Genomic DNA, 23,736 nt, shown 5'->3' with positions numbered 1-23,736 from the left:
CTACTAAAAATAATATAATTTACTTTTAGTAGCATGCGATTGTTATTTCTTTTTGTTTTTCAATCGATCGTTTCTTCTATTAATAAATGCACATATCATAAACAAAATTGCTGCTAGCAATAGCTTTATTCCTGAGCCTTCGTTGCCAGTAGCTTGTAAATAATATCCTACGATAAATAAAATTATCGCAATCGTCACAAATATTTTTGTTAAATGCTTCAAATTTTTTCACCTCGAACACGTTTATTCTACCAAACATCTAGTAAAATTAACAATCTTATTATTAAAGTACTTAAATAATACTGTTAATGATTATATAAATATATTCTTAAATATATTGTTTGCAGTTCATTATAAGTAATGCTAAACTATAAGTGTATCCACAGAATATACTACACAAACCCCCAGTCTGGTACCAGCAGACATGGGGGTTTTTTTGTGTAAGGCCACTACTTATCTTTCCATTTGTTTTCTAACCAAACGCGAAAAATAACAAGTAAGCTACCTGACAATAAAGTTGTTACGGCATCTTGCCACCACATAATATACTACACCTCCCACAATCAGTTTGGCATGTAGGAATTGATGGCCTATCCATATTCTAACATAAATACAGAACGTATGTTCGCTATTTTATCTGTGAATTTTAAAAATTTAAAATATAATATAAAGAACACTTTATCTTTATTTCATTTCAAGATAATATAAGAATGTACAAAGAAATGAAAAGTAAAGAGAGGTTGAATTAAATATGAACCCTTTAGCCTTAGATTTGAATGAAAAATTATCTAACGCAAAACCAGAAGTTGCTGACATGCTTTCCGATTTAGGAAAACTAATGTACTATCCAAAAGGTATACTGTCACAATCTGCTGAAGCTAAAACAACACAATATAATGCTACTATTGGTATGGCTACATATAAAGACAGTAAAATGTACGCTGATACATTAAATGAAGTATTTAATCATCTTGAACCTGATGATATCTTCCCTTATGCACCACCTCAAGGAATCGAATCATTACGTCAATTATGGACTCAAAAAATCTTAAAAGACAATCCAGACCTAGCTGAAAAAGATATTTCACGTCCAATCGTGACAAATGCATTAACACATGGTTTATCATTAGTAGGAGACTTATTTGTAAACAGTCAAGATACTATTTTATTACCTGAACACAATTGGGGAAATTATAAATTAGTCTATTCTACGCGTCATAACGCAGAAATTCAAACATATTCAATCTTTGATGAAGACGGTCATTATACAACAGAAGCACTTGTTCGCACTTTAGAAAGCTATGACAAAGATAAAGTTATCTTAATCTTAAACTACCCTAATAACCCAACTGGCTACACTCCTACAAAAGAAGAAGTCGCTCAAATTGTTGAAGCAATTAAAGGATTAGCTGAACGTGGAACAAACGTTATAGCAGTAGTAGATGATGCATATTATGGTTTATTTTATGAAGATGTTTATACACAATCAATATTTACAGCATTAACAAACTTACACTTGAATAACTTATTACCTATCCGTTTAGATGGTGCTACAAAAGAATTTTTCGCTTGGGGCTTACGTGTAGGATTCCTCACATTTGGTATTAATGACGATGCAACTAAAAATGTGTTAGAAGCAAAGGTTAAAGGTCTTATTCGTAGTAATATTTCTAGTGGACCTCTGCCATCACAGAGTGCGATTAAATATGTTTTAGAAAACCACGAAACTTTTGATAAAGAAATTCAACATAACATGGAAACATTACAAGCACGTTATGAAGTTACTAAAGAAGTGGTTTATGCTGATAAATATACAAAATTCTGGCAACCATACGATTTCAATTCAGGTTACTTTATGGCCTTACAAGTCAAAGGTGTAGATCCTGAAGCATTAAGAATCCATTTAATTGATAATTACTCTATAGGTATTATTGCATTAAATGATACAGATATTCGTATTGCATTCAGTTGTGTAGAAAAAGATGATATTCCACACGTTTTTGATTCTATTGCGCAAGGTATTGATGATTTACAAGAATAAAAAAAGCATTTGGTGAATACGTTGTTCACCAAATGCTTTTTATTTATCTATGCGCCTTTAACACTCGTGTCATTTCTTCAATTTTACCTGCATGCAGTGGAATATGTACTGCATTTAAAGTTAACAATTCGTCTAGTGTATCACAGCCTGCAATAGTTTCTGTTAATTCTTGGGATAATTGTACGTCCGTTAACGTACGAGCGCGTTCTGGCAATGTTTTGATATGTGAAAAAATTTCATCTAAACTTGGAATTTCTTGGTCACCCCAATTTTCTGGGCTAGACCCATAACCAAATATACTTGAATAATAAGGAACGTCAACAACATTTTGTTCACAAAGTGATAAGGCTGATTCAAATACAGATAAAACATGACCATACTGCCAAAGTATTGTGTTTGGAAATACTTCAGCTTTATTATCAATGACTTCATCAACCCCCCACTTCTCGTAGCCTGAGAGTAAATAATTGACCCCTAAGTCAATGACATCGAATACTGTTTTATTTGTCATAGAATCCATCCTTTCTTTTATTTCTATCACAACACAAAACCATGATAAATTTGTGTCTGTGTCAATTCTACATTAATTCTCCTTTTTTTACTCTTATAAAGAATTATAATAAGCGAAAAGTTAACATTTTAAATTAATAATTATTAACAAATAACACGCTCCATATATTTAAATAATATGAAAAATAATCCCAAAGCAACGTTCAAATTAAATAAATATTGCGTATCAAAACTACATTTAAAATCATGCTATAATCAAAAGAAAAAAGGAGCACTATATGATGAAAAAAGAAAAACAATGTCAAAGTTGCGGAATCCCTCTAGATAAAAATACGCCACAGGGTACTGAAGAAGATGGCAGTTTATCACTCAAATACTGTATACACTGTTATCAAAATGGTCAATGGACATTGGATTTAAGTTTTGATGAGATGTATGATTACAACTTAAAAAGATTTCAAGAGTCAGACATGAATAAATTTCAAAAAATGATTCTATCTAAAATGTATACAAAAAAATTCATGCGTAAGTTAGACCGTTGGAAATAACACATAATATTCTAATTTGACTCGCACCATGACTAACGACACAAAGGTCACAAAATTGTATAAAAAAGATGATTCTAACACTGATGAATCACAACAAACACCAAATGTAGAGCAACCTGTACAACAAGAATCTACCGACCAAGAAAAAATGGAATCTTATGCTAAGTTGGGCAAAGAACATGGTTATACTGGCATACCTAATGATGATGCTATGAGTGATATTCCAATCGGTCAAATTGAATTACCATCAGATGAAGTAGTAAGAGAAGAAACTAAACTACAATATCATGATGTAATTGAAGCAGAAGAAACAACAGATGCAAGAATGAGGTTAAATAAATAAAATAACCCACCTAAGCAAGGTGGGCTTTTGTGTTTTCTTATATTTTTCAGTAGTACCAAGTTTAAATGATCAACATCACGTTTACCTATTCTCAATGTAGACATTACCGTTGGGCTTAATCTAGTATCGTTTGTTTGTATTCACTCATATTATCTCAACCATTCGTACCATTTATATTTCTTATTACCTATTTCTTCATATTTACCGTTACCTATGTGTTTAATTCCTAAGTGTTTCAAATGTAAAATTCTAGCTATTCTAATGAATTCGGGTATTAAAAGTATAAATGCGATTAATCCTATAATTATATAGATATTCATGTTTGCATTACCTCCCAAATTGTAATATTATAATAGTTGAAAAGGGTAGCCCGAATTAACGGGCTTTGTAAAGTGAATTACTTATCTTCTTTGTTGTTCCGCTTTCGGTCTAGGACGCCGAAATGCCACAATCTAAGTTGTTTTAAAATTCCTGGCGTTCGCATTATAGTTGCGATTGCTAGGAATTTTTCTATATCATCCACTAATAACACCCCCTTTTCAAGAGTGTTAGTAAGGTGTATCTCAACCTTACATATATAATTACACTACACAAAACGTAAGTAATCAACTACTTTATTTAATCTTTTTAATTATTTTTATCTCCACACTGCCTCAAATCCAACTTAGTTATTCTCTTGTTTTCATATAAATATAAATCTCGTGTATATCGCTCAACTTTATGAATAAATCCTAACATTATTAAACTACTGAAAATTACAAAACCATAAAAAAGACGCTTTCCAAAAGGCTAAGTAACCTCTTGGAAAACGTCTTGCATTAATTATTTTATTATTGCTATGACCGATGAACAGTTGATTTACTATAAAATCAATGTTTAGTGGTCATTTTACATCATACCTGGCATGCCGCCCATACCTGGTTGTGGTTCATTATCTTCTTTTTCTGGTAGGTTAGCTACAACCGCTTCAGTTGTTAAGAACATTGCTGCAACACTTGCTGCGTGTTGTAATGATGAACGTGTTACTTTTGTAGGGTCTACAATACCAGCATCAAGCATATTTACCCATTCATTTGTAGCTGCATTAAAACCTACACCTACTTCTGCATTTTTAAGACGTTCAACGATAATTGAACCTTCTAAACCAGCATTTTCAGCAATTTGACGTACTGGAGATTCTAACGCTTTAAGTACAATATTAACACCAGTTGCTACGTCGCCTTCAGCTTCGATAGCATTTACTTTGTCGTAAATGTTCATTAATGCTGTACCACCACCAGCAACAATACCTTCTTCAACTGCTGCACGTGTTGAGTTTAATGCATCTTCAATACGTAATTTACGTTCTTTTAATTCTGTTTCACTTGCTGCACCTACTTTAATTACTGCAACGCCACCTGCTAATTTTGCTAAGCGTTCTTGTAATTTTTCTCTGTCAAAGTCAGAATCTGTTTCTTCTACTTGTGCTTTAATTTGACTAACGCGTGCATCAATACTATTTTGGTCGCCATCACCATCGACAACAGTAGTATTATCTTTTGTTACTTCTGCTTTGTTCGCAGTACCTAACATATCTAAAGATGCATCTTTTAATTCTAAGCCTAAATCATCTGTAATAACTTGTGCACCAGTTAAGATAGCTAAATCTTCTAACATTGCTTTACGACGATCACCAAAACCAGGTGCTTTCACAGCTACTGCTGTAAATGTTCCACGCATACGGTTTAAGACGATATTTGTTAATGCATCGCCTTCTACTTCATCCGCTACGATTAAAATTGGTCGATTAGATTGAACCACTTGCTCTAATAGCGGTAAAATATCTTGGAATGAAGAAATCTTTTTATCTGTAATTAAGATATAAGGTTTTTCTAGTTCTGCAACCATTTTGTCAGAATCAGTAACCATATATGGTGATTGATATCCTCTATCAAATTGCATACCTTCAACTACTTCTAATTCTGTATTGAAACCACTTGATTCTTCTATTGTAATTACACCATCATTACCAACTTTTTCCATCGCTTCAGAAATATATTTACCAATTTCTTCATCCGCTGCTGAAATAGAACCAACTTGTGCAATTTCATTTTTATTTTCAACTTTTTGTGAAATATCATGTAATGCTGTAATCGCAACATCTACAGCTTTGTCTATACCTTGTCGAATACCAACAGGGTTAGCACCACTCGTTACGTTTTTCAATCCTTCTTGAATCATTGCTTGTGCTAATACAGTTGCAGTAGTCGTACCATCACCAGCAATTTCATTTGTTTTATTTGCTACCTCTTGTACTAATTTTGCACCCATATTTTCATATGGATCTTCTAGTTCGATTTCTTTTGCAATCGTAACACCATCATTAGTAATTAAAGGTGATGTATATTCTTTATCTAAAACAACGTTACGTCCTTTTGGTCCGATTGTAACTTTAACAGCATTTGCTAATTTATCTACACCACGTAACATTGATTGACGCGCATCTTCTGAGAATCTTAAATCTTTTGCCATAATTAATTAACCTCCATGTTGTTTAATTATTTTACCGTTACTTTTATTATTGAATGACTGCTAAAATGTCATCTTCATTTAAAATTAAATATGTTTCTTCACCGTGTTTAATTTCAGTTCCAGCATATTGTTGGAAAACCACACTATCGCCTTCTTTGACCTCAGGAGCAACACGAGTACCATCATCTAACAGACGTCCTGCACCAACTGCAATTATTTTACCTTCATTTGATTTTTCTTTAGCACTATCCGTTAACACGATACCACTTTTAGTTGTTTGTTCTTGCTCTACTTTTTCAATAATTACTCGGTTACCTAATGGTTTTAACATGTATTGTTCCTCCTTAAAAATTCAAAAACTTTTAGCACTTATATATATAGAGTGCTAATACAATTTTAATAATAATCAAAGTTGGTCAATAATTCAAGCAAAAACTATCGGGGGTTTATTTTGTAGTAATCTCAGTTTTACGATAAAATAAAGTATATTATTATTTTTGGAGGTAGAAAATGTCACGTTTATGGGTGTCCATACTTACATTATTGATTTATGGACTTGCACAATTTGGTCCAGCGCTTATCTTATCAACTGGTATACTCGGTAACTTAAGCAGGGAAAATCTTAGAATTACTGGAATTGCTACTCAAGTGGTGCTATTTTTCATTGCTTTCATTATTATAGCAGTGTTACATCTTAAAATATCAAATCCCACAGAGTTAGAGCGTCAACCTAAAGAAAAAAAACGCTATATTATTTTATGGGCATTCGTCGGCTATTTTATTGTTATGATTTATCAAATCATTGCAAGTTTGATAAATATACATATTCTAGGTGCCCCTCAAAAGAGCCCTAATACAGAACGTATATTACAAATTGCCAATGCGTTTCCAATATTTATAGTTTTAATCGCTGTTATTGGCCCTATATTAGAAGAATATATATTCCGTAAAGTTATTTTCGGTGAACTGTACAATATCTTGAAAGGTAACAAGTTAGTTAAGTTTTTAATTGCTAGTATAGTCAGCTCGATATTGTTTAGTGTCGCACATGGCGATCCTTCTTTCTTCATTATTTATTTTGGTATGGGCATGATTTTTTCAGCTTTCTATGTATATACTAAACGGATTTGGGTTCCAATACTGATTCATGTATTTCAAAATGGATTTGTTGTTGTAGTACAAATTTTAATTGGTCCAGATAAAATTAAAGAACTTCAACAATCTACATCATTTATTATAAATTTCTTTATTTAAAATAAGCATCTTATCAATTACTAAGAGTAAAATAAAACCACCTCCAAGTAACTTCTCATTACAAATGAATTTATTTGGAGGTGGTTTTCTATGACTAAAGCATATTCAATTGAATACTATAATAAAGTTAAAATGTAAAAAATTAGAAGCCTAGAAAATAGTAAAAAACATTTCACTTACAATCTAGTTTTCACCACTTTACTTATATTGTTTAACCAGTGAAAACTATCTAGTGTGTTATAATTTAAATTATTAAAAAAGGTGGTCAACATTATGGAAAATGATTTAACCAATCCTATAATATCAGTATATGCATCTATGAAAATATTTCGATCACAAGCAGTACCAGGAACTTTGACTCTTTTAAGAGATAGAATTCAATTTCAAGCAGCAGGAGTCATAGAAGGTTCTGAAATTAAGGATACATTTTTATTTAGCGACATTAAAAATATTAAATCAGGTATTTCTTTTAGTCCTTTTAGAATAGTTATTACTGAAAAAAGTGAGGAGAATTGGATTTTCGATCAAGTCCCTCGTCAAGATGCGAAGAAATTTGTTGACCTTTTTAATACCATAAAATGAAAAATGTTGTTCTAATACCTTGTCACGTACATTTAAACCAACCCACATCACACTTAAGTTAACTGCATAATAAGAACAATCTCTAAATTAACTTAGAACTAAATAAAAAATAGGCTACTTATACCCAGATGAATTCTAGGAATGAGTAGCCTATTTTTGATAACATGCATTTATTTTTTTCTTCTATGAATGAAATAGGTAGTAACAACACCGATAAATATCACTATTATACCAGCTATTAAAGTAAATAATACACGTTCAAATTTCAAGCCTTTATCTGCTTTCTCAGCTTCTTGGCGTGTTTGAGTCGTTTCTGTATCATCACTTTCTTCATATTCATATGCACCTTGAGTCTTTTTAGTTTTTGGCGCTTTTAAATCAGGCATTGAACCGATTTCTCCTGTAATTAATGACAATACTTGATTATCTAAATTTTTATAGTAATCATCAAATTTAATAGGATTAAAATACTGAAACTTAAAATAGTTTGTACTTTTTTGTAACTCTCTTAAATAAGAATTATCGGTAAATTTCTGTTTTGAAAAAATAGCATTTATATCACTATCCGAAACATTACTGTCATCATTATTCAATGCTTTAACTTGTTTTAAAACATAAGGATTATATTTAAATGAACCCGGAGAAAGTTGACGGAAGCGATTCATCACATTACTATCGGAATCTTCATTTGAATCTTTCTGTTGATTCGCCAAATCACCAAATGTTTGTGCTGAAGCTGGCTTAGCACCTGAACTAGTAGCATTTTTATTTTGCTCATAATTATAGGATAAACTATCATTTTGATAATTTGATGGATTACTATCTCTACCACTATTAGAATTTACATCAGTTGAATTATTTATGCTGTTGCTATTTTGTTTAACCTTATTAGAAGACTGAGATAAATCACCATAATTACTATCGTCGGAAGTTGCCACTCTATTATCATTTACGTTTGATGCATTGCCTGATGTTTGTGAAGATGGACCACCAGTTGGATAAGTTGTGTTTCCACCATTCACCCCATCGTTATGGGTCGGGTTTGATTGTCCACTTCCTCCAGTTTGCGGTGGTTCTGTTTGTCCGCCCCCACTTGTCGGTGTATCATTTGGATATCCATTTCCTGCTGTGCCTCCATCTTGCGGCGGTTCTGGCTCTACATTGTCATCGGGTTGCGTATTGTTTGACTGGTCTCCATCTGTATCACCTGTTTGCGGTGGTTCTGTTTGTCCACCTCCATTTCCTGGTGCATCGTTTGGATACTCAGTTCCTGTGGTACCTCCATCTTGTGGCGGCTGAGGCTCTACACTGTCATCGGGTTGTGTGCTTGGTTGTTCTCCCGTCGTATCACCTGTTTGTGGTGGCTCTGTTTGTCCTGTCCCATCTCCTGTTGTATCGCTTGGATACTCAGTTCCTGTTGTGCCTCCATCTTGTGGCGGCTGAGGCTCTACATTGTCATCGGGTTGTGTGCTTGGTTGTTCTCCCATCGTATCACCTGTTTGTGGTAGTTCTGTTTGTCCTGTCCCATCTCCTGTTGCATCACCCGGATATTCACTCCCTGTTGAGTCTCCAGTTTGTGATGGCTCTGTTTGGGTATTGTTATCTAGCTGTGAACTCGGTTCTTCATTGGATACATTTCCAGAAGTATCTGTTGTATTTTCACCTTCTGTTGACTTCCCATCTTGTGATGTTGTGTCATCTTGTAATGTCGATTCACTGTCATTCATATCAGTATTCTGTGTTGACTGCTCTACTGCATCATTATCAGTTGTATATTCAGTTGAAACTGGCAATTGATTCTCATCTATGTCAGACGATGATATTGGAGCTGTTCTTATATTAGGTACTTCTGAAGATCCTGTCTTACTATTGTCAGGTTGAGCTAAAGCCGTACCTTCACTATATGGTTGTGAACTATTATCATTTATTGCCTTATCCACTTGATTATTATCATTATTATTTAAAGTATTAGTATCTGATATAGCTTGCTTGTCAGTGTAATCAGTTGTGTAGCCTGTCTCGGCATTTATAGGTGATGCTACTATAAAAGGGACACTTAACGATACTACCGCACTAGAAAGTGTATATTTTAATATAGTTTTATTTTGCACTAAGGCCACCTCCTAAATTACTAAAAGTTATTATACTTAGTATATTAGAAAACTGTTTATTTTTCATTAAAATTAAGACAATGAAAAGGAATATTAATATCTTTGAAAATAAATGTAAATTATAGTTTACAAACAAAAGTATATTTATTATACTAGGTATATATTATAAATTAACTGAGAGGTGCATTAAAATCATGGGTATCTTTAAAAGTAAAAAAAGTGAATTAGAAACATTCCAACAAATATTAGAAAACAGACGTACAATTTATAGTTTAGAAAAGGAAATTTCAATTTCTGATGATAAATTAGAAGCGATTATCGAGCATGCAGTTAAACATGTTCCATCATCTTTCAATTCTCAATCTACACGTATTGTTTTATTATTAAATGACAATCACGATAAATTCTGGGATATCACGAAAGATGAATTGAAAAAAGCTATGGGTGAAGATCGTGATTTCCAACCAACATCTGATAAAATAGACAACTTCAAACATTCTTACGGTACTATTTTGTACTTTGAAGATGAAACTGTCGTTGAAGGTTTACAAAATCAAATGCCAAATTATGCTGAAAACTTTGCAATTTGGTCATCACAAACAAATGCAATGCATCAATTTGCAATTTGGACTGCTTTAAGTACTGAAGGTATTGGTGCTTCATTACAACACTATAACCCACTAGTTGACGCAGCTGTAACTGAAACATTCGACATTCCAAAAACATGGAAATTGATGGCACAAATGCCATTTGGTAATATTCGTGAAGAAGCTGGCGATAAAGCATTTAATTCAATTGAAGATAGATTTTTAATTAAAAAATAAAATTGAAATTTAACTAAAGTCAAGTACCTACATAACTTGACCTAACAAAAATGACAAGTTCTATTGCAAAAATAGTTCTTGTCATTTTTGTTTTTCTTAAATTTTGTCAGTTTTTAACGCACGATTTAAATTTAATGAACATGATTTACTAAGTCACAATCTTATTTAACTTGTATTTTACCTAGTCATAGTAAACTTTGAAATTTGTCGGAATATTTAGTACATTTAATAAAACTAGATTACTAGAGGTGAAACTATGAATATCCAAATTTTTCAATTACAAATAGAACCTGCCAATGTGTCAACCAACGAAAAAAAAATTCAACATTGGTTTGAACAAAACCTAAATAGTGAAACAGATGTCGTAGTCTTACCTGAGATGTGGAATCAAGGCTATGCATTATCACAGCTAGATATTCTTGCAGATAATGATTTACAGCGCAGCTATAACTTTATTGCTCAACTTGCAAAAATGTATCAAGTAGATATTGTCGCTGGTTCTGTAGCTAATAAAAAAGATGGCAAAATCTTTAATACAGCTTTTACTGTGTTAAAAGACCAAACCTTAATCAACAGTTACGACAAAACACACTTAGTTCCGATGTTAGATGAACCTACTTATCTAACTGCAGGTTCAACAGTGCCTGAAAATTTCCAATTATCATCAGGTGTTGCTGTTACACAAATAATTTGCTATGACTTAAGATTTCCAGAACTATTACGTTATCCTGCACGTACAGGAGCTAAAATTGCATTTTATGTAGCACAATGGCCAGCAGTACGCTTAGATCATTGGCGTGCCCTACTCCAAGCACGTGCCATTGAAAATGATATTTTTATTGTTGCTTGTAATTCTTGTGGAGACGATGGAAACACTGAATACGCAGGACATTCTATGGTTATAAGTCCTAATGGAGAAATTATTGCAGAGGCGAGTAATTTAGAAAAACGAGTAAGTGTTACATTAAATATTTCTGAAGTTAACCAGCAACGTCAAAATATCCCAGTCTTTGATAATCTTAGACTAGATTTATATAAATAAAATAAAACCGTGAGCTTGGGAGGGACTCACGGTTTTGTAACTTATTATTAAGGGAATGTTTTTACAGTTATTTCTCTATCTATTTTTGGGGATGTTATTAATTATGAAAAAATTTAGTGAATTTACCGATTATTAAAATGATAAATTGAATGATGTTTACGATAGCTTACATGTTAATACTTAAATTACCTCTGTTATAGGTAATTTATTAATGACACTAGTATAGATTGAATCAAACTCAAATTATGAATACAGTTCTTATAGGGAAAGCTTAATAATTAAGCGAATTTCAAACTGTCTTCAAAATTAGTTCACTAAACCACCAAGAGTGTTAGTGATGTCTTTTGTCACAACAACAACCTCCTTTGTTTATATTACAAAGAAATGATTACTCTCTAATATAAGTATTGTTATAACTATACGAAGAAACAATTACGTATTTAGATTTCAACATTTATTAATCTTCTGCTCATTAAGAATAATAAATGACTAAGACACTAGTAGTCTTGCTATTGAGTACTCAAATCACTTCTTTGTGATACAAATACATTTAACCATGTTTTTTTGAAAAAATGTTTAATAATGCCCAAGTCGTTCATTTTAGTGCTTAACTGTAGTGCAAATATGTTAAAATTAAATATATAGTAAACAGCAAACAGTTAAGGACTCAAATTATACAGATAGGCAATAAGACGCCTAAAATTTAATTTAAATTGTATAATGTCAGTAAGGAGCGAAACACATGTTAAATGCAATAGAAAAACGTATTGACCATTTAGCTAAATATTTACAGCAACGCAACAATTTAGATCACATTTCTTACTTGAAAATACGTTTAGGTATGCAAGTTTTTGTGGGCAATATTTTTAAGACTGTTGTAGCTTATGGTGTTTCAATCCTGTGCCACTTATTTTTTTACACACTGACTGTTCATCTAACTTACGTAATTATTCGAACATTTGCGCATGGTGCACATGCAAAATCGTCACTACTGTGTCATGTTCAAAACTTATTATTATTTGTTTTTTTACCTTGGATTATTGTTTATACTAAAGTTGATATTGGGCTTATGTATATACTAGCAATATTAGGTTTTATAATATTAAGTATATATGCCCCTTCTGCAACTAAAAAACAACCTATTCCAAAAAGATTACACAAGAAGAAAAAAGTGAAAACTATAGTTGTAACTTTGTTATTAATTATAGGCTCATTATTGTTCAATGCACCTTATCAACAATTGATTTTGTTAGGCATTATTATTATCGCTGTAACACAATTACCTATATTTTTCCCTAAGGAGGATGTTTCTACATGAACTTATTAAATTCATTTTTCAGTTTTTTCGCCAAGTTTTTCGAGTTAATCGGTACAGTCGCAGGTGTTAATCCTTGTGGTGGTTGGTTTGACGAACCTGAAGTTCCAGAAGAATTAACAAAATTATCCGAATAAATATTAGTATAAAGTAAGTGAGTGTGTAAAAAATGGACATTTTAAATTCAATTTATATTTCTACTTTTCAAATTATCGTATTATTTATTGTCTTGAAAATTATTAGCAATTTACAATATACTAAATGGGATTATATTTCTATGCTAGGGATTATAATCCCTTCAACATTTTTGTATAGTTTTTTTGGGACAAAAACTATTTTAATACTCGTAATCGCTACATTAATATTAATGTATATTAGAAATAAAATGCTTGGCCTTGTTTTAGCAACACTTGGTTTTTTATTATTATACATATCAAATTTCTTTGCAATGTGGATAACTACTTTAATGAATGACTACGTTAATAATAGTTATTTAATTTTAACTATATATGGCTTATCATTCGTAATATTTTCAATAATATTAGGATTTGCTACAAGATATTTTGTAATTAAATTATCTGCATCGATTTTATCACTTAATAAAGTTTATCTAACTCTCATTGGCATAATATTGTTAGCTACATTCACAATTCTATATATGTACATGCCGAAAAACATAATTTCATACGGTGATTTTAAATATTTAGCGGTCATTTATGTAATTTTTATTATTACGATAGCAATATTGATAGTTACAGTTTCTTTCAGCATTATACGTGAAATTCAATATAAACGTAATGTGAAAGAAGTAGAAAACTACTATAAATACACGCTACAAATCGAAAAAATTAATAATGACATGCGTAAATTCCGACATGATTATGTTAATATCTTAACCACTATGTCAGATTATATTAGGGAAAATGACATGGCAGGCTTACGACGTTATTTTAATGATGAAATATTGCCAATGCAAGATAGCATGCAAATGAATACAGTCAAAATCAATGGGACTGAAAACTTACGTGTAAGAGAAATCAAAGGCTTATTGACTACAAAGATTTTACAAGCTCAAGAAAAAAATATTAGTATCAGTATTGAAGTACCTGAGCCTATCGACAAAATCAATATGCCTATTATAGATTTAAGTAGAGTGATTGGTATCATATTAGATAATGCGATTGAAGCATCTGAAACGATCACTGAGGACGCATTAATACGTGTCGCATTTATTAAAAACTCAGATATCTCAGTTACTTTTATCGTTATGAATAAGTGTGAAGATGATATTCCACGTGTACATACATTATTTCAAGAAAACTTTTCGACTAAACGCGGAAATCGTGGTTTGGGCTTATTTACGTTAAAAGAAATCACAGACTCAAATGCTAATGTTCTATTAGACACTACAATTGAAAATGGCTACTTCGTTCAAAAAGTAGAAATACTAAATTCTCAGTCATAAGGATGTGATAACTTGAAAATTTTCATATGCGAAGATGATGTGAGGCAGCGAGACAGTATGGTGTCTATTATTGATAACTATATTATGATTGAAGAAAAGCCAATGGAAATTGCATTGGCCACTGGAGATCCTTACGCAATTTTAGAGGAAGCCAAAAATCAGCAGGGCGTTGGTTGTTACTTTTTAGATATCCAACTCGATGCAGATATCAATGGCATTAAATTAGCAAGCGAAATTCGAAAGCATGACCCAGTGGGAAATATCATATTTGTTACAAGCCATAGTGAGCTCACTTATTTAACTTTCGTCTATAAAATTGCTGCGATGGATTTTATCTTTAAAGATGATCCTGAAGAACTAAAAGCTCGCATTATCGATTGTATAGAAACGTCTGAAACACGCTTAAATCTTTTATCGAAAGATAGTAGCGTTGAAACGATAGAACTTAAACAAGGCAGTAATTCGGTGTATGTTCGCTATGATGACATTATGTTTTTTGAATCTTCATCTAAATCACACCGCTTAATTGCGCATTTAGACAATCGGCAAATTGAATTCTACGGTAACTTAAAAGAACTCAGTCAGTTAGATGATCGATTTTTCAGGTGTCACAATAGTTTCGTAGTGAATCGCCATAATATTGAATCCATTGATTCTAAAGAACGTATCGTTTATTTTAATAATCAAGAATATTGCTATGCATCAGTTCGAAATATAAAAAAAATATAAAAAATGCTGGAACATCAATGAAGTTCCAGCATTTTTTATATTAAAGTTGATTAGATTGCCAATAACAACTATTGAAGTCCTTTTTCCACTTCTGTTAAAGTTGGAATACTCTCAATAGCACCATATTTAGTAGTTACTTGTGCTGCTACAAAATTACTGAATTTCAAAATACTCGCTCCATGTTGTTGTAAAGCATCTGCTAGATTTTTAGCATCATATGTTAATAACTTACTAATTGCTGCACCAATAAATGCATCTCCTGCACCTGTTGTATCAATTGGTGTGACTTCAAATCCTTCATGACTTTGTACTGAACCATCTTTTAAATGTATTTCAGAACCAGCTGCACCTTTAGTATAGATAACCGCTTCTACATTACCTTGAAATAGCCACTTAAGTGCAGCTTGTTCATCAGTATATCCCGTAATAAAAGTTAACTCTTCATCTGAAATTTTTACAATGTGTGCACGTGGTATAAATTGACGAATAGCTTGTTGACATTCTTCTGCACTATCCCACAATGGCAAGCGAACATTAGGGTCAAAAACTATTGTCCCCCCTGCTTGATGAAATTGGTTAATCAATGTTTCATGTGCGATTTTCATATCACTTTGTACTAAATCAACAGAGCAAAAATGTAATATATCTTCCTCAGTTACTGTAAGATCTGTTAAATATTCAGATTTGTATAACATATCTGCTGAAGGTTTACGATAAAAAGAAAATTCTCTTTCTCCGTCTTGAGTTAAGCTCACAAATGCTAATGCTGTATTCGCTTCATCTGTACGTCGTATAAATGATGTGCCTACACCTATATCATCTAATGTTTCAACAATAATATCACCAAAAGCATCATCGCCTAATTGTGTTACCATTTCAGCATGTCCGCCCAACTTCTGTACTGTACTTGCAACATTACAAGGTGCACCTCCCACTTGACGTGAAAAGGTTTCAACATCTTTTAATTTTGTATCTGTTGTGCCCGGTATAAAGTCGATTAACGCTTCTCCAATAGCATATAATTTTCTCATTGTTCCCCTACTTTCAAATCATATTTTGTAAGTTGCAGATAAACTTGACCCGATTCTGTTGATACCTTAATACCATCTGCTTGTTCTGTTGGAAATATACGTGATGTTAATACTCGTTCACCATCATTACAAAAAATTTCAATACTAGAAGTATCTACAAAAATTTGTAGTTGACGCAAAGGCGTATCTAACGTAGTACTGCGCGTAGTACCCATAACTGGCTCTGGTAATAAACCACTGTCAGTACGATCTAAAGTAAGTTTGTGCGTTTTCGTATTATAACTGATTAAAGTACTACAATTTTTGTTTTTGCGTAATTCAAAATATATTTCTGTTGCTTCATTTTCTAAAATATCAATTATTAACTCGTATTGAGTCCCATCATATGGTTGCAATTGTCTTGTGAATTTGTTGGCATAACCTAATGCCGTTTCTTTATTAAATCTTAATTGCTGTAAAGCTTTAATTGGTCGTTGCTTAAGTTCACCTTGTTCAATTGTCAATTCACGAGGTAGTGTAAAACAATGTGCCCAACCGTCTTCATCAGTTGGATAATTGATCTCTGGTAAGCCCATCCAACCTATTAAAATACGTTGACCGTGTTCATCTATAAATGTTTGTGGTGCATAAAAATCAAATCCGTGATCTAATTCAATAAAATCACCATGATTCATCGTCATAGTAGTCAAATCTAATTGACCCATTATATAGCCTGATTGATAGATGTTGTTAAATTTTTCTCCTTGTGCTTCAATACCTTGTGGGCAAAAAAGTAACATGTCAAAACCGTCTAAATTAAAATAGTCGGGACATTCCCACATATAACCAAACTCAGTTAATTGTGTAGTTAAGTCACCTAAAAGTTCCCAATTGACGATATCATTAGATTTATAGATTAATGCTCTAGCATTTAATACTTCATTTTGTGCACCTATAATCGCATAATAACTTTCATTGTGTTTAAAGACTTTAGGATCTCTGAAGTGTTGAGTATAACCCTGTGGTGGCTGACTTATAACTGGTTTTGGAAATTTTGTTATAGTCCCATCTTCATTCATTTTGGCAATCATTTGGCTTGAATGACGATTCCACTCATCATCACGATGGTTTCCGGTATACATGTAATAAAGTTGTTGGTTGTATTCAAAGGCACTACCACTATACACACCATGGCTATCCGCGATAGTATCTGGTTTTAATATCGGACCTTGAGGTTCAAAATGTACTAAATCTTTACTTGTAAAGTTGAACCAATATTTTAATCCATGTACAGCACCTAATGGAAACCATTGATGAGATAAGTAGTACATCCCATTAAAGTAAATTAAACCATTGGGATCATTCAATAAACCTGTTTGGGGTTGAATATGGAATATTTGTCTATATTTAGAAGCACTGACTTGCTCTTGTAATTGATGTAATTCTTCATGTGAAACATCTTCATATCGCTGATAACGGTCTTCTCGACTCCACTCACTCATTGTTAATATTCCTCCTCATCTTAATACATATTCATTTTAGCATGTTTTTCACATTTTGTGGTACCGGTTCCATTTAATAACTTTATTTAAAACTAAGTTCTACATCTATAAGAATTTTTTCTTCAACTGATTGTTGTTTTATGAGTTTATCTAATTGAGACATCGCTACTTCACCAGCGGCTTCAAAATGATAAATTACAGTATTAATCACCGGTGATACTAATTGGGTCATTGGATCGCCCCCAAAACCAACTATCATACGCTGATCAAATGATAATTGATGTTCAGTGCAAAATTTATGAACTGCAAGGCCAATAGCATCTGTGGCGCCAATAATAACATCGTAAGAATGATCTTTATGTAATTCAGATTGCACGTCAATCATGGCTTCATTAAAATTAAATGATGTCGTTGTAACATCAGGCGTTACATGGTATTGCTTCAAACCATCAATTAATCCATTTTTTCTTTTTATTCCCACAGCAGTATCGTGTTCAGTAACACTAAAATACTTAATGTGACGATAACCTCGTTGACCAATTAAATCACCAACAAGATATCCTGCATGGTAATCATCGTGTACAATGCAATGGAATGATTCAAAATGTTGGCCTACAATAACGACAGGGACATTAATTTTATTAATGACCTCTAAATGTTTATCGGTTAAATCAGTAGCCATAAAGATAATGCCATCAACCTTACTGCGATAAAATGTTTCTAATGCATCGATTTCTAATGCTGGATCTAAATTAGTATAATTAAGTAATAATCTATAATTCAAACTATCACATAAATTTTTCACACCTTTAATGGTCTCATCTACTGCATATGAATTCATTCTCGGTATAATAGCACCTATCATGTTTGTTTTATGTGCTCTTAAACTTTGAGCAAATTGATTGGGTTGATAATCATATTGTCGAATAATAGCATCTAATTTCTCTTTAGTTTTTCTACTCACAGAACCATTGTTTAAATATCTAGATACTGTACTTTTAGATACACCTGCAATTTTTGCAATATCTGCTATGTTCTTCATATTTACTCACTTTCATTTATGTACTGTATTTGCACTTTAAACTATATTTTATCATATTGTAATCGCTTAAAATATAAAAATACATCGATTTATAAATAGAACAGAACCTTTAAAGTATTTATGTAGACTCTCTTCAACTTCATTACCTTGGAGAACTATTTTAAATATAATTGCTTCAAGCTAGCAATGCACTAATGCCAATAAAAAGAGAGTGGGACAGAAATCTGATTTTGAAAAAAATGATTTCATCGTCCCACCCTGGCAAGGATGACTAGCATTGAAACAAGCTTGGTTTGAAGCGCATTTTCAATGTAGTCAGCTACTGCCAATATGAAAAAGGTTTCGACTAAAACATGGAGTAGGACAGAAATCCGATTTTGAAAAAAGCTTGATTTGAAGCGCATTTTCAATGCAGTCAGCTACTGCCAATATGAAAAGAGACTAGGACGAATCAATTTTGTCCTAGTCTCTTATATTATTATGCTTTTTGAACTGTAATTGTCCAAGAAGCATCATCTAATTGTTCATAGTTTGTTACTGGATAACCTTGTTCAGCAGCCCAGTTTGGCAATGCTTCTGTTGCTTGTGTACAATCAAAATCAATTTTCAATTCATCACCAGTTGTTAATGTTTCCATTTTCTTTTGAGCTTCAATTAATGGAAATGGACAAACCATTCCTACTGTTCCAAGTTCATGTACCATAAAACAATCCTCCTTAATAATTATGTTGTTTGAGTTTGAGTCGTTACTTGAGCATTACTTTGTGTTGTTGCTCGCTGTGCTTTTTTCATTGGTCTGATAAAGATGAAATAACTCATAAACCATGCACCTAAAATCATAGAAGCTAGTGCTATCCAGCCCTTCCATGACATAGTCGCAGTTTCTACTAAGCCATTCCCTATTGAACAGCCACCGGCTACTGACGCACCAAATCCCATACAAGCGCCCCCAATGACACTATTTCTAATGGTTTTTTTATCTGGTAGTCTCCATTTAAACTCTCTTGAACCTTTAGCTGCGATATACGAACCAAAGAAAATACCTAATACTAGGAACACTCCCCAGTCTAACAGGTTTACATCACCAGTCATAAAAAATTGCACAATGTTAGCTGATGGTGTTGTTATACCTAAACCATACATACGTCCTGTAGATTCACTGACAGGCCATGCTAGCAATGCAATCAATCCGACAACAATTGCTGCAATAAATGGATGGTATTTCTTTTCAAATAGATAGTAACGTACACCTGTAAATTTTTGTTTTAATTTTGGTACTGCTACTTTTGATTTAGGTTTACGCAATGTTTTCACTACAAAAAAGATAGTAATTGCAACTAATAAAACTACCCAAACCCAAGTTGGAATACCTGTTGTTTGAGACATACTTGTACTAACCGTAGTTGGTTTGTTAATGCCATTCATTACAGGTAATAACAAACCAAATTTAGTTACTGCTGCCGTTACAGCGTATAATGCTAAGGCAATCCAACTGCCTATCAATCCTTCACCTGCACGATACCAAGTACCTGTAGCACAGCCACCTGACAATACCATGCCAATTCCAAATATAAATGAACCAATAATTGTTCCTATAATTGGATAACTTGATTCAGGTATTTGGACTACTCCTGTAGATGTCAAAATAAGTAGCCCAATACTTTGTATTGAAATAGCAATTAGTAATGCATAAAACATCTTATTACTTTTTTGTATATACATATCTCTAAAGCCACCGGCTAGACAAAAGCGTGTTCTTTGCATTACAAATCCTAATAATGCTCCTACTATTAGTCCACTAACAATTAACCAAATCACTTTATCTCCTCTTTTCCGATTAAGTCAATAAGATTAATAATATAAAATTTCACTATAAATTTCAATAGTTTGCGCAAATTGTAATAATTTTGTAACTCTAAAATATAAAGGGAGTGGGACAGAAATCCGATTTTGAAAAAATGATTTCGTCGTCCCACCCCGGCAAGGATGACTAGCGTTGAAAAAAGCTTGATTTAAAGCGCATTTTCAATGCAGTCAGCTACTACCAAAATGAAAAGAGACTAGGACAATCAATATTGTCCCAGCCTCTTAAAACAGTTATTTATTACCATAATTTTTCATAAAGAATAGTAATGATTGTAGTTCAATACCTAAATCAATATGATGAACTTGCACATCATTCGGAGTGCTAACGCGATTTGGCGTGAAGTTTAAAATACCTTTAACACCTGCTTCTACAAGTTGATCAGCGACTCGTTGGGCTACTGTTTCAGGTGTCGTTAAAATCACTACATCGATAGCTTCATTTTGTAATGTCTCTTGCATCTCATCAAAATGTTTAACAACAATATTACCTACTTGTTGACCCACTATTTCATCACGAATATCAAAAGCTTCTGTTATGGTCATTTCATCATGTATAGAAAAATTATACGTCAATAACGCTTTACCTAAATTACCTACACCTACAATGGCAATTTTAATTTCATTATTTTTACTTATCTCATTTTTAAAGAAATGCAACAGGCTGTCTATATTATAACCATATCCTTTTTTACCCAATTCTCCAAAATACGAAAAGTCTCTACGAATCGTCGCTGAATCGATATTTAATCCTTCGCTAATTGTTTTAGAGTTCACCCTGTCTATACCTTTTGACTTTAATGTATTAACAAATCTATAGTATAACGGTAAACGTTTTAACGTCGCTCGAGGAATTCTATCGCTATGATTAGCCAAAACCTTGTCCCCCTAATAATACTTGGATTATATCCTTAATTTTGTATGTACAATTACTACAATATTATACATGATAAATATTTAAAAATAAACAATCCTTGTTTTCTCAATAGCCGTTATACGGTAGAATATAAAGTATTAGAGAGGTGCGAATCAAATGATATTATTACAATTAAACAATGTGTCAAAATCATTCGATGGAAAAGATATTTTCAATGATGTAAATTTCGAAGTAAAAACAGGTGAACGTATTGGTATTGTTGGACGAAATGGTGCGGGAAAATCTACATTAATGAAAATAATTGCTGGTGTTGATGGTTATGATTCTGGACATATTTCCAAAATCAAAAATTTAAAACTAGGCTATTTGACACAACAAATGACACTAGACACAAATGAGACAGTTTTTGAGGAAATGTCAAAACCATTTAAACAGGTAATGGAAATTGAACAACAAATGCAACAAGAAACGCATTGGTTGGCACAACATGCAACTGAATATGAGAGTGATGACTATAAAGCACATATTGAAAAATATGAAAATTTATCAAATAGATTTGAACAATTAGAAGGTTATCAATATGAAAGTAAAATCAAAACAGTGCTACATGGTTTACATTTTACTGATGAGGATTTTAATCGTCCTATCAATGATTTTAGTGGTGGTCAAAAAACACGTCTTTCTTTAGCTCAAATGCTTCTTGAAGATCCTGATTTATTATTACTTGATGAGCCTACTAACCATCTAGATATGGAAACAACACAATGGCTAGAAAGTTATTTGAATTATTTTAAAGGCGCCATCATTATAATTAGTCACGATCGTTACTTTTTAGATAAAATCGTAACACAAATATACGATGTAGCGTTAGGCGACGTGCAACATTACGTCGGAAATTATGGTCAATTTATCACTCAACGTGATAAATATTATGAAAAACGCATGCAAGAGTATGAAAATCAACAAGCTGAAATTAAAAAGCTCGAAACTTTTGTAGATAAAAATATTGCTCGTGCCTCTACTTCAGGAATGGCCAAAAGTCGTCGTAAAATGTTAGAAAAAATCGAACGTATTGATAAACCCTTACTTGATGCACGTAGTGCTAACATTCAATTTGATTTTGACCGTAATACAGGCAATGATGTTTTCCATATTAAGCATTTAACCATTGGCTATGAACAACCCATTACGCAACCTATTGATTTGGAAATAACTAAAGGAGACCATGTAGCAATTATTGGTCCTAATGGTATCGGTAAATCAACATTAATTAAAACGATTGCCGAACGACAACCTGCATTAGGAGGAAAGATAACAACTGGTGCAAACCTTAAAATAGGTTACTATGATCAAAAGCAAGCTGAATTCAAATCAACTGCTACTATTCTCGACTACGTGTGGGATCAATATCCTTCTATGAATGAAAAAGATATACGAGCAGTGCTTGGGCGATTTTTATTCGTACAAGAAGATGTCAAAAAAATCATTAATGATTTATCTGGTGGAGAAAAAGCGCGTCTTCAACTTGCTCTTCTAATGTTAGAAAGAAACAATGTTTTAATACTCGACGAACCTACTAACCACTTAGATATAGATTCAAAAGAAATGTTAGAACAAGCCTTAAGTCAATTCCAAGGCACTATACTCTTTGTTTCACATGACCGTTATTTCATCAATCAACTTGCCAATAAAGTTTTGAATATTGATGAATCAGGTGGGCAATTGTATTTAGGTGACTATCAATACTTTTTAGATAAAGTTGAAGAACAACAAGCTTTAGCACAACATCAAGCAACCAATGACAGTGCTACTGAACAACACGATACTACAACAAATAACTATACGTCACAAAAAGAACAAAAAAAGTTACAACGTCAAATCACACGTCAAATTGAACAATGCGAACAAGATATTGAAACCTATGAGGCGCAAATTGACGACATTGATGTACAGTTAACACAACCAGAAGTATATAGCGATCCTGAAAAAGCAAATGCTCTTGCAATTGAAAAACAACAAACCGAACAGCAATTAGAACAGGCTTTAGAGTTATGGGAAGAATTACAAGAAAAGTGATTTGTTTCTATATAGTTTTATTTTCTGAGGAAGTAATCCACATTACTTCCTCTATTTTTTATTCACATTTAAAACCTTATAACAAAAGCTA

General features: G+C 32.5%; 25 protein-coding genes. 12 read left to right on the top strand and 13 right to left on the bottom strand.

Features of this window, described 5'->3' with window-relative positions; genetic code table 11:
• Positions 1-42: 42 nt before the first annotated feature.
• Together CD036_RS07840 and CD036_RS13415 are read right to left on the bottom strand one after the other, a co-directional pair.
• Positions 43-222, bottom strand: coding sequence for an SE1626 family protein (locus CD036_RS07840; RefSeq protein ID WP_002509134.1), 180 nt, complete (start codon positions 220-222; stop codon positions 43-45).
• Positions 223-449: 227 nt separating this feature from the next.
• The gene (locus CD036_RS13415) at positions 450-542 is read right to left on the bottom strand and encodes a Trp-rich small protein (protein WP_002509133.1); all 93 of its coding nucleotides are present in this window, start codon (positions 540-542) and stop codon (positions 450-452) included.
• A 209-nt stretch (positions 543-751) separates the two neighbouring features.
• On the opposite strand from CD036_RS13415, the gene CD036_RS07835 reads away from it, so the two are divergent.
• Positions 752-2,041 (top strand): aminotransferase class I/II-fold pyridoxal phosphate-dependent enzyme, encoded by a 1,290-nt coding sequence (locus CD036_RS07835; protein ID WP_002509132.1) that lies wholly within the window; start codon positions 752-754, stop codon positions 2,039-2,041.
• Between the two features lie 43 nt (positions 2,042-2,084).
• Here the strand turns inward: CD036_RS07835 and CD036_RS07830 are convergent, their stop codons facing one another.
• Positions 2,085-2,552, bottom strand: a complete 468-nt coding sequence (locus CD036_RS07830; RefSeq protein ID WP_002509131.1) for a bacillithiol transferase BstA — start codon at positions 2,550-2,552, stop codon at positions 2,085-2,087.
• Between the two features lie 280 nt (positions 2,553-2,832).
• Here CD036_RS07830 and CD036_RS07825 point away from each other — a divergent pair, with 280 nt between their 5' ends.
• Entirely contained in the window at positions 2,833-3,099 is a 267-nt protein-coding gene (locus CD036_RS07825) for a zinc ribbon domain-containing protein (protein WP_002509130.1), read from the top strand.
• A gap of 55 nt (positions 3,100-3,154) precedes the next feature.
• Complete coding sequence (locus CD036_RS07820; protein WP_103388385.1) at positions 3,155-3,442, top strand: hypothetical protein; 288 nt, start codon at positions 3,155-3,157, stop codon at positions 3,440-3,442.
• Positions 3,443-3,591: 149 nt separating this feature from the next.
• On the opposite strand, the gene CD036_RS13170 is transcribed toward CD036_RS07820, so the two are convergent.
• From CD036_RS13170 to groES, 3 genes are all read right to left on the bottom strand, one after another.
• Positions 3,592-3,762, bottom strand: a complete 171-nt coding sequence (locus CD036_RS13170; RefSeq protein ID WP_157950643.1) for a hypothetical protein — start codon at positions 3,760-3,762, stop codon at positions 3,592-3,594.
• Positions 3,763-4,330: 568 nt separating this feature from the next.
• Entirely contained in the window at positions 4,331-5,953 is a 1,623-nt protein-coding gene (gene groL, locus CD036_RS07815) for a chaperonin GroEL (protein ID WP_021459238.1), read from the bottom strand.
• A 46-nt stretch (positions 5,954-5,999) separates the two neighbouring features.
• Positions 6,000-6,284, bottom strand: a complete 285-nt coding sequence (gene groES, locus CD036_RS07810) for a co-chaperone GroES (RefSeq protein WP_002509124.1) — start codon at positions 6,282-6,284, stop codon at positions 6,000-6,002.
• Positions 6,285-6,463: 179 nt separating this feature from the next.
• Here groES and mroQ point away from each other — a divergent pair, with 179 nt between their 5' ends.
• Complete coding sequence (mroQ, locus tag CD036_RS07805) at positions 6,464-7,207, top strand: intramembrane glutamic endopeptidase MroQ (protein WP_103388384.1); 744 nt, start codon at positions 6,464-6,466, stop codon at positions 7,205-7,207.
• Between the two features lie 273 nt (positions 7,208-7,480).
• Entirely contained in the window at positions 7,481-7,789 is a 309-nt protein-coding gene (locus tag CD036_RS07800; RefSeq protein WP_103388383.1) for a hypothetical protein, read from the top strand.
• A 170-nt stretch (positions 7,790-7,959) separates the two neighbouring features.
• On the opposite strand, the gene CD036_RS07795 is transcribed toward CD036_RS07800, so the two are convergent.
• Positions 7,960-9,900: an SdrH family protein gene (locus tag CD036_RS07795; protein WP_103388382.1), complete on the bottom strand. Its 1,941-nt coding sequence runs from the start codon at positions 9,898-9,900 to the stop codon at positions 7,960-7,962.
• 194 nt (positions 9,901-10,094) lie between these two features.
• Between CD036_RS07795 and CD036_RS07790 the strand changes: the two genes are divergently transcribed.
• From CD036_RS07790 to agrA, 6 genes are all read left to right on the top strand, one after another.
• Positions 10,095-10,724 carry a nitroreductase family protein gene (locus tag CD036_RS07790; RefSeq protein WP_021459259.1) on the top strand — a complete coding sequence of 210 codons (630 nt, stop codon included), beginning with the start codon at positions 10,095-10,097 and terminating at the stop codon, positions 10,722-10,724.
• 256 nt (positions 10,725-10,980) lie between these two features.
• Positions 10,981-11,766 carry a carbon-nitrogen family hydrolase gene (locus CD036_RS07785; RefSeq protein ID WP_002509119.1) on the top strand — a complete coding sequence of 262 codons (786 nt, stop codon included), beginning with the start codon at positions 10,981-10,983 and terminating at the stop codon, positions 11,764-11,766.
• Positions 11,767-12,508: 742 nt separating this feature from the next.
• Positions 12,509-13,084 (top strand): accessory gene regulator AgrB, encoded by a 576-nt coding sequence (locus CD036_RS07780; RefSeq protein ID WP_002509118.1) that lies wholly within the window; start codon positions 12,509-12,511, stop codon positions 13,082-13,084.
• Positions 13,081-13,218: a cyclic lactone autoinducer peptide AgrD gene (agrD, locus tag CD036_RS07775; RefSeq protein ID WP_103388381.1), complete on the top strand. Its 138-nt coding sequence runs from the start codon at positions 13,081-13,083 to the stop codon at positions 13,216-13,218. The genes CD036_RS07780 and agrD overlap by 4 nt, the downstream gene beginning before the upstream one ends.
• 32 nt (positions 13,219-13,250) lie before the next feature.
• Positions 13,251-14,546, top strand: a complete 1,296-nt coding sequence (gene agrC, locus CD036_RS07770) for a quorum-sensing sensor histidine kinase AgrC (protein ID WP_103388380.1) — start codon at positions 13,251-13,253, stop codon at positions 14,544-14,546.
• A gap of 12 nt (positions 14,547-14,558) precedes the next feature.
• Positions 14,559-15,275 carry a quorum-sensing response regulator AgrA gene (gene agrA / locus CD036_RS07765; protein ID WP_103388379.1) on the top strand — a complete coding sequence of 239 codons (717 nt, stop codon included), beginning with the start codon at positions 14,559-14,561 and terminating at the stop codon, positions 15,273-15,275.
• 68 nt (positions 15,276-15,343) lie between these two features.
• On the opposite strand, the gene CD036_RS07760 is transcribed toward agrA, so the two are convergent.
• From CD036_RS07760 to CD036_RS07735, 6 genes are all read right to left on the bottom strand, one after another.
• Positions 15,344-16,306 (bottom strand): carbohydrate kinase family protein, encoded by a 963-nt coding sequence (locus tag CD036_RS07760; protein WP_021459257.1) that lies wholly within the window; start codon positions 16,304-16,306, stop codon positions 15,344-15,346.
• Entirely contained in the window at positions 16,303-17,787 is a 1,485-nt protein-coding gene (locus CD036_RS07755) for a sucrose-6-phosphate hydrolase (RefSeq protein ID WP_103388378.1), read from the bottom strand. Before CD036_RS07755 ends, CD036_RS07760 begins: the two co-directional genes overlap by 4 nt.
• An 82-nt stretch (positions 17,788-17,869) precedes the next feature.
• Entirely contained in the window at positions 17,870-18,829 is a 960-nt protein-coding gene (locus CD036_RS07750) for a LacI family DNA-binding transcriptional regulator (protein WP_103388377.1), read from the bottom strand.
• 478 nt (positions 18,830-19,307) lie between these two features.
• Positions 19,308-19,532 carry a sulfurtransferase TusA family protein gene (locus CD036_RS07745; RefSeq protein WP_002509111.1) on the bottom strand — a complete coding sequence of 75 codons (225 nt, stop codon included), beginning with the start codon at positions 19,530-19,532 and terminating at the stop codon, positions 19,308-19,310.
• 20 nt (positions 19,533-19,552) lie between these two features.
• Positions 19,553-20,647, bottom strand: coding sequence for a YeeE/YedE family protein (locus CD036_RS07740; RefSeq protein WP_002509110.1), 1,095 nt, complete (start codon positions 20,645-20,647; stop codon positions 19,553-19,555).
• A 279-nt stretch (positions 20,648-20,926) separates the two neighbouring features.
• Positions 20,927-21,568 (bottom strand): redox-sensing transcriptional repressor Rex, encoded by a 642-nt coding sequence (locus tag CD036_RS07735; RefSeq protein ID WP_021459247.1) that lies wholly within the window; start codon positions 21,566-21,568, stop codon positions 20,927-20,929.
• Positions 21,569-21,725: 157 nt separating this feature from the next.
• Between CD036_RS07735 and CD036_RS07730 the strand changes: the two genes are divergently transcribed.
• Positions 21,726-23,645, top strand: a complete 1,920-nt coding sequence (locus CD036_RS07730; protein ID WP_103388376.1) for an ABC-F family ATP-binding cassette domain-containing protein — start codon at positions 21,726-21,728, stop codon at positions 23,643-23,645.
• Positions 23,646-23,736: the final 91 nt, after the last annotated feature.

This window comes from Staphylococcus arlettae, from assembly GCF_002902345.1.
Lineage (GTDB): Bacteria > Bacillota > Bacilli > Staphylococcales > Staphylococcaceae > Staphylococcus > Staphylococcus arlettae.
This window is presented reverse-complemented; position numbering and strand designations above follow the sequence as displayed.

What these genes read in the sequence shown, in the direction of transcription:
- CD036_RS07760 (WP_021459257.1), bottom strand. Translation starts at nt 16,306, where the DNA reads ATGAGAAAATTATATGCTATTGGAGAAGCGTTAATCGACTTTATACCG.
- CD036_RS07755 (WP_103388378.1), bottom strand. Translation starts at nt 17,787, where the DNA reads ATGAGTGAGTGGAGTCGAGAAGACCGTTATCAGCGATATGAAGATGTT.
- CD036_RS07730 (WP_103388376.1), top strand. Translation starts at nt 21,726, where the DNA reads ATGATATTATTACAATTAAACAATGTGTCAAAATCATTCGATGGAAAA.
- CD036_RS13170 (WP_157950643.1), bottom strand. Translation starts at nt 3,762, where the DNA reads ATGAATATCTATATAATTATAGGATTAATCGCATTTATACTTTTAATA.
- agrC (WP_103388380.1), top strand. Translation starts at nt 13,251, where the DNA reads ATGGACATTTTAAATTCAATTTATATTTCTACTTTTCAAATTATCGTA.
- CD036_RS07830 (WP_002509131.1), bottom strand. Translation starts at nt 2,552, where the DNA reads ATGACAAATAAAACAGTATTCGATGTCATTGACTTAGGGGTCAATTAT.
- CD036_RS07750 (WP_103388377.1), bottom strand. Translation starts at nt 18,829, where the DNA reads ATGAAGAACATAGCAGATATTGCAAAAATTGCAGGTGTATCTAAAAGT.
- agrD (WP_103388381.1), top strand. Translation starts at nt 13,081, where the DNA reads ATGAACTTATTAAATTCATTTTTCAGTTTTTTCGCCAAGTTTTTCGAG.
- CD036_RS07745 (WP_002509111.1), bottom strand. Translation starts at nt 19,532, where the DNA reads ATGGTACATGAACTTGGAACAGTAGGAATGGTTTGTCCATTTCCATTA.
- CD036_RS13415 (WP_002509133.1), bottom strand. Translation starts at nt 542, where the DNA reads ATGTGGTGGCAAGATGCCGTAACAACTTTATTGTCAGGTAGCTTACTT.
- CD036_RS07790 (WP_021459259.1), top strand. Translation starts at nt 10,095, where the DNA reads ATGGGTATCTTTAAAAGTAAAAAAAGTGAATTAGAAACATTCCAACAA.
- mroQ (WP_103388384.1), top strand. Translation starts at nt 6,464, where the DNA reads ATGTCACGTTTATGGGTGTCCATACTTACATTATTGATTTATGGACTT.
- CD036_RS07835 (WP_002509132.1), top strand. Translation starts at nt 752, where the DNA reads ATGAACCCTTTAGCCTTAGATTTGAATGAAAAATTATCTAACGCAAAA.
- CD036_RS07780 (WP_002509118.1), top strand. Translation starts at nt 12,509, where the DNA reads ATGTTAAATGCAATAGAAAAACGTATTGACCATTTAGCTAAATATTTA.
- CD036_RS07785 (WP_002509119.1), top strand. Translation starts at nt 10,981, where the DNA reads ATGAATATCCAAATTTTTCAATTACAAATAGAACCTGCCAATGTGTCA.
- CD036_RS07800 (WP_103388383.1), top strand. Translation starts at nt 7,481, where the DNA reads ATGGAAAATGATTTAACCAATCCTATAATATCAGTATATGCATCTATG.
- CD036_RS07825 (WP_002509130.1), top strand. Translation starts at nt 2,833, where the DNA reads ATGAAAAAAGAAAAACAATGTCAAAGTTGCGGAATCCCTCTAGATAAA.
- groL (WP_021459238.1), bottom strand. Translation starts at nt 5,953, where the DNA reads ATGGCAAAAGATTTAAGATTCTCAGAAGATGCGCGTCAATCAATGTTA.
- groES (WP_002509124.1), bottom strand. Translation starts at nt 6,284, where the DNA reads ATGTTAAAACCATTAGGTAACCGAGTAATTATTGAAAAAGTAGAGCAA.